Here is a 14,435-nt window from a genome sequence, read left to right on the forward strand (position 1 = left end):
CTTCATGGGGCCGCCGTTGCAGCTGCAGGACGTTTTCGCACAACTCTGAATAACAAATCCTTTAATCATTTATCCTAGGATCGCGGAGTTGGAGGGGTAGATGAGGGATTTTCTGGAAAGTAAGGCCGGCAGACAGCTGGCGCAGGTAGCGGCACTCGCGATGGTACTGCTCATCGGTTGTGTAGCCTATGATGATCTGCTGCTGCGGCTGGTTCAGTCGTTCAGTGCGGGAAAAGCTCATCTCATCATCATCGTACTCATCGTTGCGGGGCTTGCGAGCTTTGCCTATTCGGTGCTGCGCATTCTCGATATGCGCAATGAAATGGTGAACCGCCGGAAGGCCTTCGATGAAGCTGACAATATCGCCACGCACGATCATCTGACGAAGCTTCCCAACCGCTATGCCTTCGACAGGTTCATCTTTTCGCACTCGGATGAGAAGCTACGGGAGACGGGTGAGGATATCAGGCCGCAGACCGCAACGGTGTTTTCGATAGATCTCGACGGCTTCAAGAAGGTCAATGACCTCCTTGGCCACCAGGGGGGCGATATCCTGTTGAAGGAAGTGTCGCGACGCATCTGCGCATTGGCTGAATACGAATGCGTCTTCCGCTTCGGCGGCGACGAGTTCGTCGCCGTGGCGCGAAACCTGGTGCCGGAAAAGGAGGAGCTTTTCGCGCAGTTGCTTATTCATTCGGTTTCCCGGCCGGTCCGGATCGGCACCCTGCTAACGGAAGTGGGTGCCAGCGTCGGTTATGCGCGCCTGCCGGACCACGGTAGCTCGCTTGAGGAAGTCTGCCACCGGTCGGACGTCGCGCTGTACGAGGCGAAGAGCCGGGGCCACAATCAATATTCCCTGTTCCAGCCTGAAATGCAGGAGAAAGTCTCTGAGCGGGCCAAGCTCGAGGGCGATCTTCGCCGCGCCATTGACGAGGGCAGGATCGACCCGTTCTACCAGCCGCTCATCAATCTCAGGACGGGTGAGCTCTGCGGTTTCGAGGCGCTTGCTCGGTGGAACAAGGATGGCGTTTTCGTTTCACCACAGCAATTCATCGCCGTGGCCGAAGAGACCGGCCTGATTACCACGCTCTTCGAGCAGCTTCTGTCGAAGGCCTGCGGCGATGCGCAGCTTTGGCCGGGAGCATTGTCGCTTTCCTTTAACGTGTCGCCTGTTCAGATGGAAGACAGGTTACTCGCGAGCCGTGTTCTCCACATCCTGCAACAGACCGGCCTACAGTCGTCGAGGTTGGAAATCGAGATTACTGAGAACGCTCTGATCGACGATCCGGACTTTGCCGCCGCGACGATCGAGCAATTCCATGCCGCCGGTATCCAGGTGGCGCTCGACGACTTCGGAACCGGATATTCCAGTCTGGCGCAGCTGGCGCGCTTCAAGTTCGACAAGATCAAGATCGACAAAAGTTTTGTGTCGAGCTTCACCCATAACGACAAGAACGCCAAAATCATCGACGCCGTGCTTGGGTTAAGCCGCAGTCTCAACCTCAAGACCACCGTCGAAGGGATCGAGGAGAACGCCCAGCTTGCCTACTTCCTTGGCCAGGGCTGCGATTTCGGGCAGGGCTACATCTTCGGCAAGGCAATGCCTCAGTCGGAAGTGATCGGCTTCGTCAATGACCGTAAGCGGGCATTGAGCGCCTGAGCGAAGTCTTGCCAGGGAAGAGACGAACATAAGTCCTGGCCGAGAAGTATTGGCGGTGTCGCCATCTTCATGGCCAGGATATTTAATGTGGCGCTAGGCGCTATACGGCTGCCCGAGCCTCTGGCTCAAGTTCTGACCGAAGCACGAAGCCGTTCTGCGGCCGCTTGAGGCCGAGGTTCTCGCGAAGAGTCGTTCCTTCATATTCGTGCCGGAAAAGGCCGCGCCTGCGCAGAATCGGCACGACCTGATCGACGAAGTCCGTCAGCCCGGCGGGCAGGATCGGCGGCATGATGTTGAAGGCGTCGGCAGCGCCATTCTCGAACCATTCCTGCATCGCGTCGGCGATCTGTTCCGGCGTGCCGATTACCGTGCGATGGCCGCGGGCGGTCGCGACGGCCAGATAGAATTGGCGCAGCGTCAGATTGTTTCGCGATACCAGGTCGGTGACCAGCTTGAGGCGGCTTTTGTTGAGTTCCGTATCGTGCGGCAGAGGTGGAGCGGGATCGTCAAGCGAATAGCCGGAAAGGTCGACGCCTTTGTAGTGGCGCTCGAGGATATTCCAGGCGATGGAAGGATGAACGAGCGACTGGATATAGTCATAGTTCTCCTGTGCCTCCTTTTCCGTGCCGCCGAGAACGGGGAATATGCCGGGACTGATCAAGAGGTCGTCCTGGCTGCGCCCATAGCGGGCAAGCCGTCCCTTGACGTCGGAATAGAATTCCCGGGCGTCCTCGATCGTCTGGTTGGCGGTGAAGATCATTTCGGCCGTTCTGGCCGCCAGATCGCGGCCGGGTTCCGACGCTCCGGCCTGGACGATCACCGGATAGCCCTGTACCGGACGGCCGACATTGAGCGGACCGGCAACGGAGAAGAACTGCCCCTTGTGGTTGAGGAGATGCACCTTGTCCGGATCGAGATAGACGCCGCTTTCCTTGTCTCGGATGAAGGCGTCGTCTTCATAGCTGTCCCACAGTCCTTTCACCAGATCGACGAATTCCTCGGCGCGCGCGTAGCGGTCGGCATGGGCGGGGTGGCCGGGAAGCGAGAAGTTCTTGGAGACGTCCGCGCCCGTGGTGACCACGTTCCAAGCCGCCCGCCCCTTGGAGATATAGTCGAGCGAGGCGAATTTGCGGGCCAGAAGATAGGGGTCTTCGTAGGTGGTGGACGCGGTTGCGACAAAACCTATATGGCTTGTGGTCTGCGATAGCGCAGCCCAGAGCGTCACGGGTTCGAAATGGGCACCCTGCGAGGAGCGCCGAAGTGCTTCCGGGTCTTTGGCACGCTCCCAACCGGCCGGGCTGTCGGCGACGAAGACCAGATCGAACTTGCCCCGTTCCGCCGTCTGCGCCAGTTCGCGGTAGTGATCGATATTAAGTCCCGCGTCGGCCTGCGAGGCCGGATGGCGCCAGGCTGCCACATGATGGCCCGTCGCCATGATGAACGCCCCAAGCCGCATTTGTCTCTTCTGTTTACTCATTGACGTGTCCTCCGTTCGAGGTGGTGAGATTGAGCTAAACCCTGCTGGTCATGATGACAACTTCCGCTGGGCTCAGGCGGCTCGCCGTCCGGGAGTTTCGACCCCGAGGCGGCTCAAAAGCTGGGTGCGGATTTTAGCAAAGCGCGGGTCGCCGTGATCACGCGGCGTCGGCAGATCGATCCGCAGGTTCTCGATCAGATGACCATCGTCGAGAACCAATATTCGATCGGCGAGCGAGATTGCCTCGTCGACGTCATGGGTGACGAGCAATACGGCCGGGCGGTGTCTTGCGCACAATTCCCGCAGCAGGTCGTGCATCTTCAGCCGGGTGAGTGCGTCGAGGGCGCCGAACGGCTCGTCGGCGAGAAGCAGGGACGGCTGGCGGACCAGCGAGCGCGCAAGGGCGACCCTCTGCTGCTCGCCGCCCGAGAGCTGGTTTGGCCAGGCCGCTTCGCGCCCCTCGAGCCCTACCTCGGCCAATGCCTTCCTGCCTGCTTCCTGCCCGGCAGCACCCTGCAGACCGAGCGTGACGTTCTGGATGACGGTGCGCCAGGGCAGAAGACGGGCGTCCTGGAAAACCACCGAGAGATTTTCCGGTGCTTCAAGCGTCCCGGTTCCCTCGACATCGTGATCGAGGCCGGCGAGCGCCTTGAGGAAAGTGCTCTTGCCGGAGCCGCTCCTGCCCAGCAGGGCAACGAATTCCCCTTCGGCGATATCGAGATCCACACGATTCAGGATCGTCTTGGCGGCGAACCGGCGCATGAGGTTGCGGACATGCACGGTTCGGGATGCTGACTTCAGTTGGCTAGGGTGCGGCGCCATGAGAGGACCCTCCGTTCGAGCAGGCGGACGAGACCGTCCGAGACGAGGCCGAGCAGCACGTAGACGACCAGGCCGACAAGGATGACATCGGTTTGCCCATAGTTGCGGGCAAGTTCGATCATGTAGCCGAGCCCGCTGGTGGCGTTGATCTGCTCGACCACGACAAGGGAAACCCAGCAGAGGGTGACGGCAAACCGCAGGCCGAGGAGAAAACCAGGCAATGCGCCGGGCAGCACCACCTGGAAGATGAAGTCCTTCTGGCTCATGCGCAGGGTCTCGGCCAGTTCCACGTAGCGGCTGTCGATGCTGCGCAGGGCATTGTGGGTGTGAATGTAGATTGGAATGATGACGGCGAGGGCGATCGTCGTAACCTTCATGCCTTCGCCGATGCCGAACCACAGGATCAGCAGGGGGATCAAAGCCAGCGTGGGGATGGCGCGTTTGATCTGGACTGGACCGTCGATCAGTGCTTCGCCGATCCGGGAGAGACCGGCGGTGACGGCAAGGATCGTGCCGATGACCAGGCCGATGCTGAGGCCAAGCAGGGCGCGCGTCGCCGACGTCACGAAATTGTCCTGCAGCCGGCCCTGTTCGATGAGCCGTGCAAAGGCCTCGATGACCGTCCACGGCGCAGAGAGTATCCGCGGATCGATCCACCCGAACGCCGAGCCGGCCACCCAGAGCAGCACCAGCAGTGCCGGCCCGATCTGAAGTCCGAATGGTATTGCCGGCCCCGGTCCCAGTCTCCGGCGGTTCCGGGCGGTGACGGGCCTCGCCACGGCGGGAAGGGTATATCCACTTTCACGGCCGGACGCCCGGGATGATTTCACCTCATCCGCATCCCAAATGGTTGCCATCCTTCAAATCTCCTCTTGAATGACGCAGGGATTACTGGCTCTTCGCCAAGGCGGCGGAGGCGATTTTCTCGAACCGGTTGTCGAAGATCTTTTCCACGTCGAAGGACTTGTAGGCGAGCTCGGCCGCCAGCAGGTTTATCGTCTCCTGGTGGCGCTTCTTCACCTCGCTCCAATCTCCTGAAACAACCTGCTCCCCGGTCAGCTTGACGAGATATTCGCCGTCATCCTGGCTAAGGCCTTGCTGCGCGACATAATATTCCTTGATCCAGATCTCCGGGTTCTTGTTCACCCACTCGGTCGCGCGCGCCCAAAGGCCGACATATTCGGCGAGGGCCGCAGCCTTTGCCGGATCGTCCAGCACCCATTGCGGGGCATAGAGATGACCTGGATCATCGCGCAGGCCGTGTTCGATGAGCGTGGCCCCGTCCTGGCCGTATTGCGTGATATAGCGCCGGATGTAGACGCCCCCGAGCGGCGCTACATCGACCTGCTTGCTCGCCAACGCCTTCGGATAGACGTCGCCGGTGCTGGGCAATTCTACCAGTGTGACGTCGCTTTTCTTGAGGCCTGCTGCATGGAGTGCGCGCAGAACGAGTGCTCCCTGAGCCTGGCCGGGGCTGAAAGCGATGCGTTTGCCGCGAAAGTCGGCCAGCGTCTTGATGCTGGCGCCGGGCGCCACTCCGAAACGGTAGATGGGATTGGCAATCGGGTCGCGGCGTTCGCGATAGGCGATGTTGCGGACCGGCAGGTTGTTCCAATTGGCGAAGATCGAAGGGATTTCGGCCACCGATCCGACATCGAGTGCCTTGGCGCGGAATGCTTCCGACGTTTGTGGGCCCCCACTGATATTTGCCCATTTGACTTCAAACGACAGCTCCTTGATCAAGCCTGAGACTTCCAGCGCCTTTTGCGTCACCGGATCCCCGATCGTCAGGACCGTCCCGGGCGGCACCTTGGGAAGAAGGGGCGCATTTGTCTGGGCCGCGGCCACCCCGCTCATGGTACTGAAGGCGAGCAGGCCGAACAGCACGGTTCTCATTGTTTTCACCAATGTCATCGTTGATTTTCCCCTTGTCGTTGCATGATCCGGAAATCGATGCACGGAAGGGTGAGATATTTTCTATAAAAGAAATAGACTATTTAATTTAAGAATGCGCCGGATAGTGAAATATCGTCCCAACATGTCGATCATCGACATGAGAACCGGTGAACTTGATGCGACATCCCGATTTCTTGCTCTGAGGCCCCAAGGCTCCTGCCGATGAATGAACTGTAGCCTGTCGCCAGCAGCAAAACTGAGCCCGGCTTCCGCGTCGCACTCGTCGCTCTTAGAAAGATGCCTTCTCCAGCAACTGGATTTCCCGCAGGCGCCAGGCCCGCGGCGTTTCCCCCGTCTGCTTCATGAAAAAACGCGAGAAATAGGCGGGATCGGCAAAGCCGAGGCGATGACCGACCTCCTGCACGGAGGCGAGCGAGAAGACGAGTTCACGCTTGGACTCCTCTATCAGCTTGGCGGTGATCAGGTCGTGCGCCGTGCAGCCCGTCATCGACCGGACAATGCGGTTGAGATGGGTCAGCGAGATGCCAAGCTCGGCCGCATAAAAGGATATCGGCTTGTGCGAGCGGAAATGCTGCTGAATGAGGCCGTTCAACATGTCCATCCGCCGTTCGCCTTCGTTCGCCGGGAGCTGGTTGAGGTTGTCGGCGTGGGAAATGCGCGCGGTCAGCCTCAGGGCGAGCTTTACATAGGAAGCGAGAAGCTCGTTGCGCCCGTTGTTGCGATGGTCGAATTCCTCGCCAATTCGTTTCAGCGTTTGTATCACGTAGGCTGCATCGGCATTCAGCGGGTCGAGCGGGGTTAGGTGCGGTGTCGCGAGCCATTCGCTGAAGCGGCTGCGCTCCCCTGGCTGGTGGTCGAGATGGGCACTCAGGATGGTGATGACCAAACCCTCGATGTCGCGGGAGAACCGGAAGCCGTGACTGAGGCCGGGAGGGACGGTGATTACCGACGGTGGTCGGATGGGGTGCGTTTTACTGTCGAAAGACGCGTCGCCGGCCCCCGCCTCGATGTACAGTATCTGAAAGAATGACTCATGCCGATGCAGGCGGATTTCCCACTGGTGGCGGCTGCTCCTCGACTTGATGGTTTCGCAATGGAGCCAGAAATCATGCCGCTGCCCCGGATCCTCCCCGTATAGCTGATAGGTCGGTATGTGCCTGTTCATCTGATGTCTCCGGCCAGGATGTTCAGTTTGTCCAATTTTTTGGCTCGAATGTCCATTGCCGCCTATGCGGAAGCCGAGCACAATTTGCCAAACGAAAACACTCGGGAGGAGATCAATGAGAACGCAGGTCGCCATTATCGGCTCCGGACCGTCGGGTCTCTTGCTTGGCCAGCTTCTGACGGAAGCCGGCATCGACAACATCATCCTTGATCGTGTCAGCAAGGATTACATTCTCGGCCGGGTCCGTGCCGGCGTGTTGGAGGAGGGCACGGTCGGGCTGATCGACCAGGCTGGGGCCGGCACGAGGCTACACGCCGAGGGTCTGCCGCACGGGGGGTTCTCGCTCGCCTTCGACGGCCGCGACCACCGGATCGATCTCCACGGGCTGACCGGTGGCAAACGTGTCATGGTCTATGGTCAGACGGAAGTGACCCGCGACCTGATGGAACGTCGCGAGGCAAGCGAAGCCCAGACGATCTACGAAGCCGCCAATGTCGAGCCCCATGATTTCGACACACGCCTGCCCTTCGTCACCTACGAAAAAGACGGCAGCACGCATCGCATCGACTGCGATTTCATTGCCGGCTGCGACGGCTTTCACGGCCCGAGCCGCAACGCCGTGCCGAAGGGCGCAATCCGCATTTTCGAGAAGATCTATCCGTTCGGCTGGCTCGGCATCCTGGCAGATGTCGCGCCCGTCAGTCATGAGCTGATCTACGCCAATCATCCGCGGGGTTTCGCGCTTTGTTCGATGCGATCGGCAACCCGCAGCCGCTACTATATCCAGTGCGCCCTCGACGAGAAAATCGAGGATTGGAGCGATGACCGGTTCTGGGACGAACTTCGCCGCCGCCTTCCTGCGCATCATGCCGAAGCGTTGATCACCGCGCCGTCCTTCGAGAAGTCGATCGCACCGCTGCGCTCGTTTGTTGCCGAGCCGATGCGGTTCGGCAGCATGTTCCTCGTCGGCGATGCAGCTCATATCGTGCCGCCGACTGGGGCCAAGGGGCTGAACCTGGCAGCAAGCGACGTGCATTACCTCTTCCGCGGGCTGCGGGAGCACTATCAGGACCGTTCCGACACTGGCCTCGACGCCTATTCCGAAAAGGCGCTTGCCCGCGTATGGAAGGCGGTGCGTTTCTCCTGGTGGATGACGACGATGATGCATCGTTTTCCCGACACGGGCGAATTCGACCAGAGGATCCAGGAAGCCGAACTGGACTATCTGACGCATTCGCGGGCAGCATCGACGGCGCTTGCGGAAAACTATGTGGGCCTGCCCCTCTGACGCCGCTTCCACCGAGCGCAGGCGGGCAATGCAACCAAATGTGGGTGCTGCCCGAGGACTGTCAGCCGGCCTCCGCCCCCTGCCGATAACCGCGCCTCACCTTGCTGCGGACGAGTGCTACAAGCCGGTGCTCCGCCTCCTGCCGCGAGCCAAACAGATCTATGCGGAAACGGCCCTTGGTACCGATACGGCCCCAGTTGCGGGTGAGCGCCGCGCCGTCGAAAAGGTCCGGTTCGACAATAAGCACATAGAACCGGGCCATGTTGCGGGCGGGGTCGCGGCGGGTGAGGAGAAGCGGTTCGCTGGTCATGCCTGCAGAATCGCAAGTTTGGATTCTGCCGTCCAACGACATGATTGAATCGATCCGGCCTCATCGATTCACGGCGCTGATGGGTTTAGCGTAGCAGGGATTTCAGGAGCCTCGCGACGCCCTTCAGCGGTTCCAGATAACGCTCGGCCATCTCGGCGGCGGGCACGCTTGCCGCCGGTGCGCCGATATTGATCGCGGCCACCACCCGGCCGCGATCATTTTCCAGCGGCACGGCAATTGAACAAAGGCCGAGTTCCAGTTCCTGGTCGATGACGGCAAAGCCCTCTTCGCGGACGCGGGCAAGCTCTTCCATCAGCCCGGCAGGGTCGGTGAGGGTGCGCGGCGTAAAGGATCTGAGGTTGGTCTGCTTGAGAAGCGCACGGGCCTCGTCCTCGGGCATGGCTGCCAACAGCACGCGGCCCATCGAGGCGCAATAGGCAGGGAGGCGGCTGCCGGGCATCAGGTTGATCGACATCACCCGCTTCTGCGAAGCCCGGGCGATATAGACGACTTCGGTGCCATCGAGCACGCTTGCGGATGCACTCTGGTGAACCTCCTCGGCGAGCTTGTCGAGGAAAGGCTGGACGATATGGGGCAGGGGGGTGGCGGAGAGATAGGCATGGCCGAGCCGCAAAATCTTCGGCGTCAGCACGAAGAACTTTCCGTCATAGTCGGCATAACCAAGTTCCGCCAAGGTCAGCAGGCAGCGGCGAGCCGTCGCGCGGTCGAGCCCGGTCGCCTTCGCCACGTCCGCGATCGCCAGCCGTGGCGTCGTCTCGCCGAAAGCCTCGATGACCTTCAGGCCCCGCGCGAAGCCGCTGACGAAATCCGTTTCCCGCATGATTTTCCCTGTGTCTCGCCCTTTGTCGATGCAATGTGAAGCCACAAGGATGTGCGGGCTCCGCATCGTCAGTTCGCACAATATGTGCGATATATGAACAAATGTCAATTATCGCACATATTTCTTGCTGTCTTTCCCATGCTGATCTATCTGTTTTCGCGGAGGCACGGCGGGCACGTTCGCCGGGTATAGCGAAGGAGATATCCCGCATGGACAAGACAATCGGGAGCACGGCGGAAGCCGTCTCCGAGATCGGTGATGGCGCTACCATCATGATCGGCGGTTTTGGCGGTTCAGGCGCGCCGATCGAGCTGATCCACGCCCTGATCGACAAGGGGATCAAGGACTTGACCGTCATCAACAACAATGCCGGCAACGGTCGTATCGGCATCGCCGCGATGATCGACGCTGGCATGGTTCGCAAGATGATCTGCTCGTTTCCGAAGTCGTCGGATCCGCGCGCCTTCACCGACCGTTATCTCGCAGGCCAGATCGAACTTGAACTGGTGCCGCAGGGCACGCTGGCCGAACGCATCCGCGCTGGCGGCGCCGGCATCCCGGCCTTCTACACGCCGACGGCTTACGGCACCGAACTTGCCAACGGCAAGGTGATCGCCGAGTTCGACGGCCGCCATTATGTGCAGGAGCGCTGGCTGAAGGCCGATTTCGCCATCGTCAAGGCGCAGCTCGGCGATCCGCTCGGCAACCTCACCTACAACAAGGCCGGCCGCAACTTTAATCCGCTGATGTGCATGGCCGCCGCCAAGACGATCGTGCAGGTGTCGAAGATCGTGCCACCTGGCTGCATCGATCCCGAGCATGTGGTGACGCCCGGCATCTTCATCGACCGTGTCGTCGAAGTGCCCAATCCGCAGCAGGAAGAAGTCCTCATTCGCGCCGGAGTGGCTTACGCCCCAGGAGCCCAGGTATGACCCTCAACACCCGAGAAGACATCAAGCTTTCCAACGCCCAGATCGCCTGGCGCGCGGCCCAGGACATCCAGGACGGCGCCTATGTGAACCTCGGCATAGGCTTTCCGGAAATGGTCGCCCGTTACCAGCCTCCGGGCCGCGAGGCGATCTTCCATACCGAAAACGGCATCCTCAACTTCGGCGAAGCGCCGGCCGAAGGCGAGGAGGACTGGGACCTGATCAACGCCGGCAAGAAGGCCGTGACGCTGAAGCCGGGCGCCGCCTTCTTCCACCATGCCGACAGCTTTGCCATGGTGCGCGGCGGCCATCTGGACGTCGCCATATTGGGCGCGCTGCAGGTGGCTCAGAACGGCGACCTCGCCAACTGGCGTGTCGGTTCAAAGGGCGTGCCGGCGGTCGGTGGCGCCATGGACCTCGTGCACGGCGCCAAGCAGGTCTGCGTCATCACCGAACACGTCACCAAGAACGGCGAGCCAAAATTAGTTGAAGCTTGTACCTTTCCGTTGACTGGTGTTGCCTGTATCACTCGGGTCTACACGAGCCATGCCGTCATCGACATCGTCGAGAAGCATTTCGTCCTGCGCGAAAAGCTGGTCGACATGACAGTCGAGGAACTGCAGGCCATGACCGGCGCGCGCCTCCACATCGATGGGCCGGTCGCTGATCTTGTCGTGCCGAAACTGTAAGAGAGAAGATCATGACCGAAGCCTATATCTGCGACTATATCCGCACCCCGATCGGCCGTTTCGGCGGCTCGCTCTCCTCCGTGCGCGCTGATGACCTCGGCGCCATCCCCTTGAAAGCGCTGATGGAGCGCAATGCTTCCGTCGATTGGGAAGCGGTTGCCGACGTCATTTACGGCTGCGCCAACCAGGCCGGCGAGGATAACCGCAACGTCGCCCGCATGGCGTCGCTGCTTGCCGGACTGCCGGTCTCGCTCGGCGGCACCACGATGAACCGTCTCTGCGGTTCGGGCATGGATGCGGTCATCACCGCTGCCCGCGCCATCAAGGCCGGCGAGGCCGAGCTAATGATTGCCGGCGGCGTCGAGAGCATGTCCAGAGCGCCGTTCGTGATGCCGAAGGCCGAAACCGCGTTCTCGCGCAATGCCGAGATCTACGACACCACGATCGGCTGGCGTTTCATCAACCCGCTGATGAAGAAGCAGTACGGCGTCGATTCCATGCCGGAAACCGGCGACAACGTCGCAATCGACTACAAGGTCTCCCGAGAGGACCAGGACGCGTTTGCGGTCCGTAGCCAGGCGAAAGCCTCGGCGGCTCAGGAAAACGGCCGTCTCGCCAAGGAAATCACCTCGGTGACCATCCCGCAGCGCAAGGGCGATCCGGTGGTCGTTTCGAAAGACGAGCATCCGCGCGCGACCAACATGGAAGCGCTCGCCAAGCTCAAGGTGCTGAACAAGATCGAAGGCGCCACTGTCACCGCCGGCAACGCCTCTGGCGTCAACGACGGCGCCGCGGCCCTGATCATCGCTTCGGAAGCGGCGGCCAGGAAATACGGCCTGACCCCGATCGCCCGCATCATGGGCGGCGCGACAGCCGGCGTTCCACCGCGCATCATGGGCATCGGTCCGGCTCCGGCCACCCAGAGGCTTTGTGCCCGTCTCGGCATCTTGCCGAAGGATTTCGACGTGATCGAGCTCAACGAAGCCTTCGCGAGCCAGGGCATCGCGGTCTTGCGCGAGCTCGGCCTCCAGGAAGACGCCGAATATATCAACCCGAATGGTGGCGCGATCGCGCTCGGCCACCCGCTCGGCATGTCCGGCGCCCGTATTTCCGGCACTGCAGCGCTTGAACTGTCGCTGCGCAAGGGCAAATACGCGCTCGCGACGATGTGCATCGGCGTCGGGCAGGGCATTGCGGTGGCGTTGGAGCGCGTTTAATCTGGCAATCCCCCTCCCTAACGTGAGAGGGGGAATCTTCCCATTCAAAAGACACCTGACACATCGTCGCAACCGTCCGTTGGACCTTGGGTCCGGCATCCGCAGATGCCTATATAAGACTGACCGCAAATCCAGCGGAATCCAAGGTTTTGAGATGAGCGACGAATTGCAGGGGCGCGCGGCGCATGTCGCGGCGATCCGGGAACGCGCGGAAGCGGAAATGAAGGCGATCGGCATCGATGATGCCTTCATTGGCAAGCTGGTCGATACGTTTTATGGCCGTATTCTGGCGCATCCGGAACTGGGACCTGTCTTCGACGCACGGCTTTCCGGACGCTGGCCGGAGCATATGGCGAAGATGAAGAGCTTCTGGTCCTCCATCGCCTTCCGCAACGGCGCCTATGGCGGAAAGCCGGTCCAGGCGCATGCCGGCATTGCCAACATGACGCCGGAGCTTTTCCCGAAATGGCTGGAGCTGTTTGCCGCGACGCTGGACGACATTGCTCCGACCCAGGAGGCGAAAGCCTGGTTCATGGCGACGGCGGAGCGTATCGCACGAAGCCTTACGCTCTCGCTCTTCTACAATCCGGCGCTTGACGATCCTGCCCTCAAACAGGCCTGACGGCAGGCCACAGGTCGATCGAACCTAGAGGTGGCGGCCTGCATCCAGCGCTTCCTCGGCCTCATCGAGCGACATTTCGAAGATTTTCTTGCCGATATCGAAGCTGAAACCGGCTCTGGCGAAGGCGGAAAACTCCTTCGCCTTACGTTTTTCGTCGAGTTCGCCCTTGCGGAACGGCCCGAAGGCGCGCTTGCGGGCCAGGATGAGGGCTGCGTGGAAATCATCCGCCTCGGCAATGGCGGCCGCCACGGTGTCGCTCGCCACGCCCTTCTGCGACAGTTTCTGGGCAATGGCGCGTCTGGACCTGCCGCCGCGCATGCCCGAGCGAGCGCTCATCTCGGCAAAGGCAGCATCATCCAGCGCCTTGTTATCATAGGCGAACTTCACGGCGAACTCGGCGAGCGCCCTGACTTGGACCTCGCCGATATCCTCGAATTTCTCACGTGCCTTGCGCGAAATGGCGTCGAAAAGCTGCTTTTCCGTGTGCATACGCCGGTTTATGCGATAGATCGTCGAATTGCGCGCCCAGGAGAGCATGCGCGGCGTCGGTGCATCGGATTGCGGCGTCTCGTCGTCTAGATCCAGTTAAGCCTCCGACCGCTTTTACCGCCACTTCCCGCGATGCGGCGCCGGGCTTCTTACATCATGCAGCCGCGGCGAAACAACATCATCTCGGCTGTCGCGTCATACGGCAGGAACGGCTCTAAGCACATCCTGATGCACGACGATCCGGGCGTGGTAGGGAACGCGCGTATAGAGATCCATGACGTCCTGGTTGACCAGACGCACGCAGCCCGACGACGTCGCCTTGCCGATGGAAGCCCATTCCGGCGAGCCATGCAGGCGGTAGAGCGTATCCTGGCCATTCTGGAAGATGTAAAGCGCCCGCGCACCAAGCGGGTTCTTGACACCCGGATCCATGCCGCCGTTCTCGATGGAGAACTTCTTGAGGCTCGGCTGACGCGCGACCATCTCGTTCGGCGGCTTCCAGCGCGGCCAGGGCTGGCGCCAGTGGATGACGCCTTCGCCCTGCCATGCAAAACCGTCCTTGCCGATGCCGACGCCGTAGCGCATCGCCGTGCCGCCGGGCTCTACCACGTAGAGAAAACGGCCGGGCGTATCGACGACCACCGTGCCCGGCAGTTCACCTGTCGGATCGACCACGCGCTGGCGATAATATTTCGGGTCGATCTGCTTGTAGGGGATCGCCGGCAGGAGGTGGCCGCTGTCCTCGACGGCGGCGTATCGGGACTGCAGTTCCGCTTCGCTCGGGGGCTCGATCGGACGGCGGGCCATTTCCGGGACCGGAGCCCGTTCAGCGGTGGTGGCGCAGCCGGCAAGCGCCGCGGTCATCGAGACGGAGCCTATAACGAAGGCGCGCCGCGACATCTGGTATTCGCTGGTCATGGACCGAAAAATCTTTCTGAAAATCAACGTATGGCAGCTAGTAGCGGTTTCGAGCCCCGACCAGCAAGGCGCGACGCATTCACATCACGGT

At 61.1% G+C, this 14,435-nt stretch carries 15 protein-coding genes; 6 read left to right on the forward strand and 9 right to left on the reverse strand.

What is annotated here, in order from left to right:
• The first annotated feature begins 100 nt into the window (after positions 1-100).
• Positions 101-1,660, forward strand: coding sequence for a putative bifunctional diguanylate cyclase/phosphodiesterase (locus J2857_RS21255; RefSeq protein WP_210012083.1), 1,560 nt, complete (start codon positions 101-103; stop codon positions 1,658-1,660).
• Positions 1,661-1,760: 100 nt separating this feature from the next.
• Here the strand turns inward: J2857_RS21255 and J2857_RS21260 are convergent, their stop codons facing one another.
• The 5 genes from J2857_RS21260 to J2857_RS21280 all read right to left on the reverse strand — a co-directional run bounded on the left by J2857_RS21260 (position 1,761) and on the right by J2857_RS21280 (position 7,041).
• A complete protein-coding gene (locus tag J2857_RS21260; protein WP_210012084.1) occupies positions 1,761-3,137 on the reverse strand; it encodes an LLM class flavin-dependent oxidoreductase in 1,377 nt (458 codons plus the stop codon).
• Positions 3,138-3,209: 72 nt separating this feature from the next.
• Positions 3,210-3,959, reverse strand: coding sequence for an ABC transporter ATP-binding protein (locus tag J2857_RS21265; RefSeq protein WP_210012085.1), 750 nt, complete (start codon positions 3,957-3,959; stop codon positions 3,210-3,212).
• Complete coding sequence (locus J2857_RS21270) at positions 3,935-4,816, reverse strand: ABC transporter permease (RefSeq protein WP_210012086.1); 882 nt, start codon at positions 4,814-4,816, stop codon at positions 3,935-3,937. Before J2857_RS21270 ends, J2857_RS21265 begins: the two co-directional genes overlap by 25 nt.
• A 31-nt stretch (positions 4,817-4,847) precedes the next feature.
• On the reverse strand, positions 4,848-5,873 hold the full coding sequence (locus J2857_RS21275) for an ABC transporter substrate-binding protein (RefSeq protein WP_210012087.1): 1,026 nt from the start codon (positions 5,871-5,873) through the stop codon (positions 4,848-4,850).
• Positions 5,874-6,144: 271 nt separating this feature from the next.
• Entirely contained in the window at positions 6,145-7,041 is an 897-nt protein-coding gene (locus J2857_RS21280) for a helix-turn-helix domain-containing protein (RefSeq protein WP_210012452.1), read from the reverse strand.
• A 115-nt stretch (positions 7,042-7,156) separates the two neighbouring features.
• Between J2857_RS21280 and pobA the strand changes: the two genes are divergently transcribed.
• Positions 7,157-8,329 (forward strand): 4-hydroxybenzoate 3-monooxygenase, encoded by a 1,173-nt coding sequence (gene pobA, locus J2857_RS21285; RefSeq protein ID WP_210012088.1) that lies wholly within the window; start codon positions 7,157-7,159, stop codon positions 8,327-8,329.
• A 61-nt stretch (positions 8,330-8,390) separates the two neighbouring features.
• Here the strand turns inward: pobA and J2857_RS21290 are convergent, their stop codons facing one another.
• Together J2857_RS21290 and J2857_RS21295 are read right to left on the reverse strand one after the other, a co-directional pair.
• The gene (locus J2857_RS21290) at positions 8,391-8,639 is read right to left on the reverse strand and encodes a WGR domain-containing protein (RefSeq protein ID WP_210012089.1); all 249 of its coding nucleotides are present in this window, start codon (positions 8,637-8,639) and stop codon (positions 8,391-8,393) included.
• An 85-nt stretch (positions 8,640-8,724) separates the two neighbouring features.
• Positions 8,725-9,480: an IclR family transcriptional regulator gene (locus J2857_RS21295; protein WP_210012090.1), complete on the reverse strand. Its 756-nt coding sequence runs from the start codon at positions 9,478-9,480 to the stop codon at positions 8,725-8,727.
• Positions 9,481-9,689: 209 nt separating this feature from the next.
• Here J2857_RS21295 and J2857_RS21300 point away from each other — a divergent pair, with 209 nt between their 5' ends.
• The 4 genes from J2857_RS21300 to J2857_RS21315 all read left to right on the forward strand — a co-directional run bounded on the left by J2857_RS21300 (position 9,690) and on the right by J2857_RS21315 (position 12,937).
• Complete coding sequence (locus tag J2857_RS21300) at positions 9,690-10,412, forward strand: 3-oxoacid CoA-transferase subunit A (RefSeq protein WP_210012091.1); 723 nt, start codon at positions 9,690-9,692, stop codon at positions 10,410-10,412.
• A complete protein-coding gene (locus tag J2857_RS21305; RefSeq protein WP_210012092.1) occupies positions 10,409-11,098 on the forward strand; it encodes a CoA transferase subunit B in 690 nt (229 codons plus the stop codon). The genes J2857_RS21300 and J2857_RS21305 overlap by 4 nt, the downstream gene beginning before the upstream one ends.
• A gap of 11 nt (positions 11,099-11,109) precedes the next feature.
• A complete protein-coding gene (pcaF, locus tag J2857_RS21310; RefSeq protein ID WP_210012093.1) occupies positions 11,110-12,315 on the forward strand; it encodes a 3-oxoadipyl-CoA thiolase in 1,206 nt (401 codons plus the stop codon).
• A gap of 154 nt (positions 12,316-12,469) precedes the next feature.
• Complete coding sequence (locus J2857_RS21315) at positions 12,470-12,937, forward strand: group III truncated hemoglobin (RefSeq protein ID WP_210012094.1); 468 nt, start codon at positions 12,470-12,472, stop codon at positions 12,935-12,937.
• Positions 12,938-12,961: 24 nt separating this feature from the next.
• Here J2857_RS21315 and recX read toward each other — a convergent pair whose 3' ends face one another.
• Positions 12,962-13,522 carry a recombination regulator RecX gene (gene recX, locus J2857_RS21320; protein ID WP_281068640.1) on the reverse strand — a complete coding sequence of 187 codons (561 nt, stop codon included), beginning with the start codon at positions 13,520-13,522 and terminating at the stop codon, positions 12,962-12,964.
• Positions 13,523-13,621: 99 nt separating this feature from the next.
• Positions 13,622-14,344, reverse strand: coding sequence for a L,D-transpeptidase (locus J2857_RS21325; RefSeq protein WP_210012096.1), 723 nt, complete (start codon positions 14,342-14,344; stop codon positions 13,622-13,624).
• Positions 14,345-14,435: the final 91 nt, after the last annotated feature.

The organism is Neorhizobium galegae (assembly GCF_017877055.1).
GTDB classification, from domain to species: domain Bacteria; phylum Pseudomonadota; class Alphaproteobacteria; order Rhizobiales; family Rhizobiaceae; genus Neorhizobium; species Neorhizobium galegae_D.

Coding starts and splice junctions, on each gene's coding strand:
- J2857_RS21300 (WP_210012091.1), top strand. CDS start 9,690: ATGGACAAGACAATCGGGAGCACGGCGGAAGCCGTCTCCGAGATCGGT.
- J2857_RS21255 (WP_210012083.1), top strand. CDS start 101: ATGAGGGATTTTCTGGAAAGTAAGGCCGGCAGACAGCTGGCGCAGGTA.
- J2857_RS21325 (WP_210012096.1), bottom strand. CDS start 14,344: ATGACCAGCGAATACCAGATGTCGCGGCGCGCCTTCGTTATAGGCTCC.
- J2857_RS21290 (WP_210012089.1), bottom strand. CDS start 8,639: ATGACCAGCGAACCGCTTCTCCTCACCCGCCGCGACCCCGCCCGCAAC.
- J2857_RS21315 (WP_210012094.1), top strand. CDS start 12,470: ATGAGCGACGAATTGCAGGGGCGCGCGGCGCATGTCGCGGCGATCCGG.
- J2857_RS21265 (WP_210012085.1), bottom strand. CDS start 3,959: ATGGCGCCGCACCCTAGCCAACTGAAGTCAGCATCCCGAACCGTGCAT.
- J2857_RS21260 (WP_210012084.1), bottom strand. CDS start 3,137: ATGAGTAAACAGAAGAGACAAATGCGGCTTGGGGCGTTCATCATGGCG.
- J2857_RS21275 (WP_210012087.1), bottom strand. CDS start 5,873: ATGACATTGGTGAAAACAATGAGAACCGTGCTGTTCGGCCTGCTCGCC.
- pobA (WP_210012088.1), top strand. CDS start 7,157: ATGAGAACGCAGGTCGCCATTATCGGCTCCGGACCGTCGGGTCTCTTG.
- J2857_RS21280 (WP_210012452.1), bottom strand. CDS start 7,041: ATGAACAGGCACATACCGACCTATCAGCTATACGGGGAGGATCCGGGG.
- J2857_RS21270 (WP_210012086.1), bottom strand. CDS start 4,816: ATGGCAACCATTTGGGATGCGGATGAGGTGAAATCATCCCGGGCGTCC.
- pcaF (WP_210012093.1), top strand. CDS start 11,110: ATGACCGAAGCCTATATCTGCGACTATATCCGCACCCCGATCGGCCGT.
- J2857_RS21295 (WP_210012090.1), bottom strand. CDS start 9,480: ATGCGGGAAACGGATTTCGTCAGCGGCTTCGCGCGGGGCCTGAAGGTC.
- J2857_RS21305 (WP_210012092.1), top strand. CDS start 10,409: ATGACCCTCAACACCCGAGAAGACATCAAGCTTTCCAACGCCCAGATC.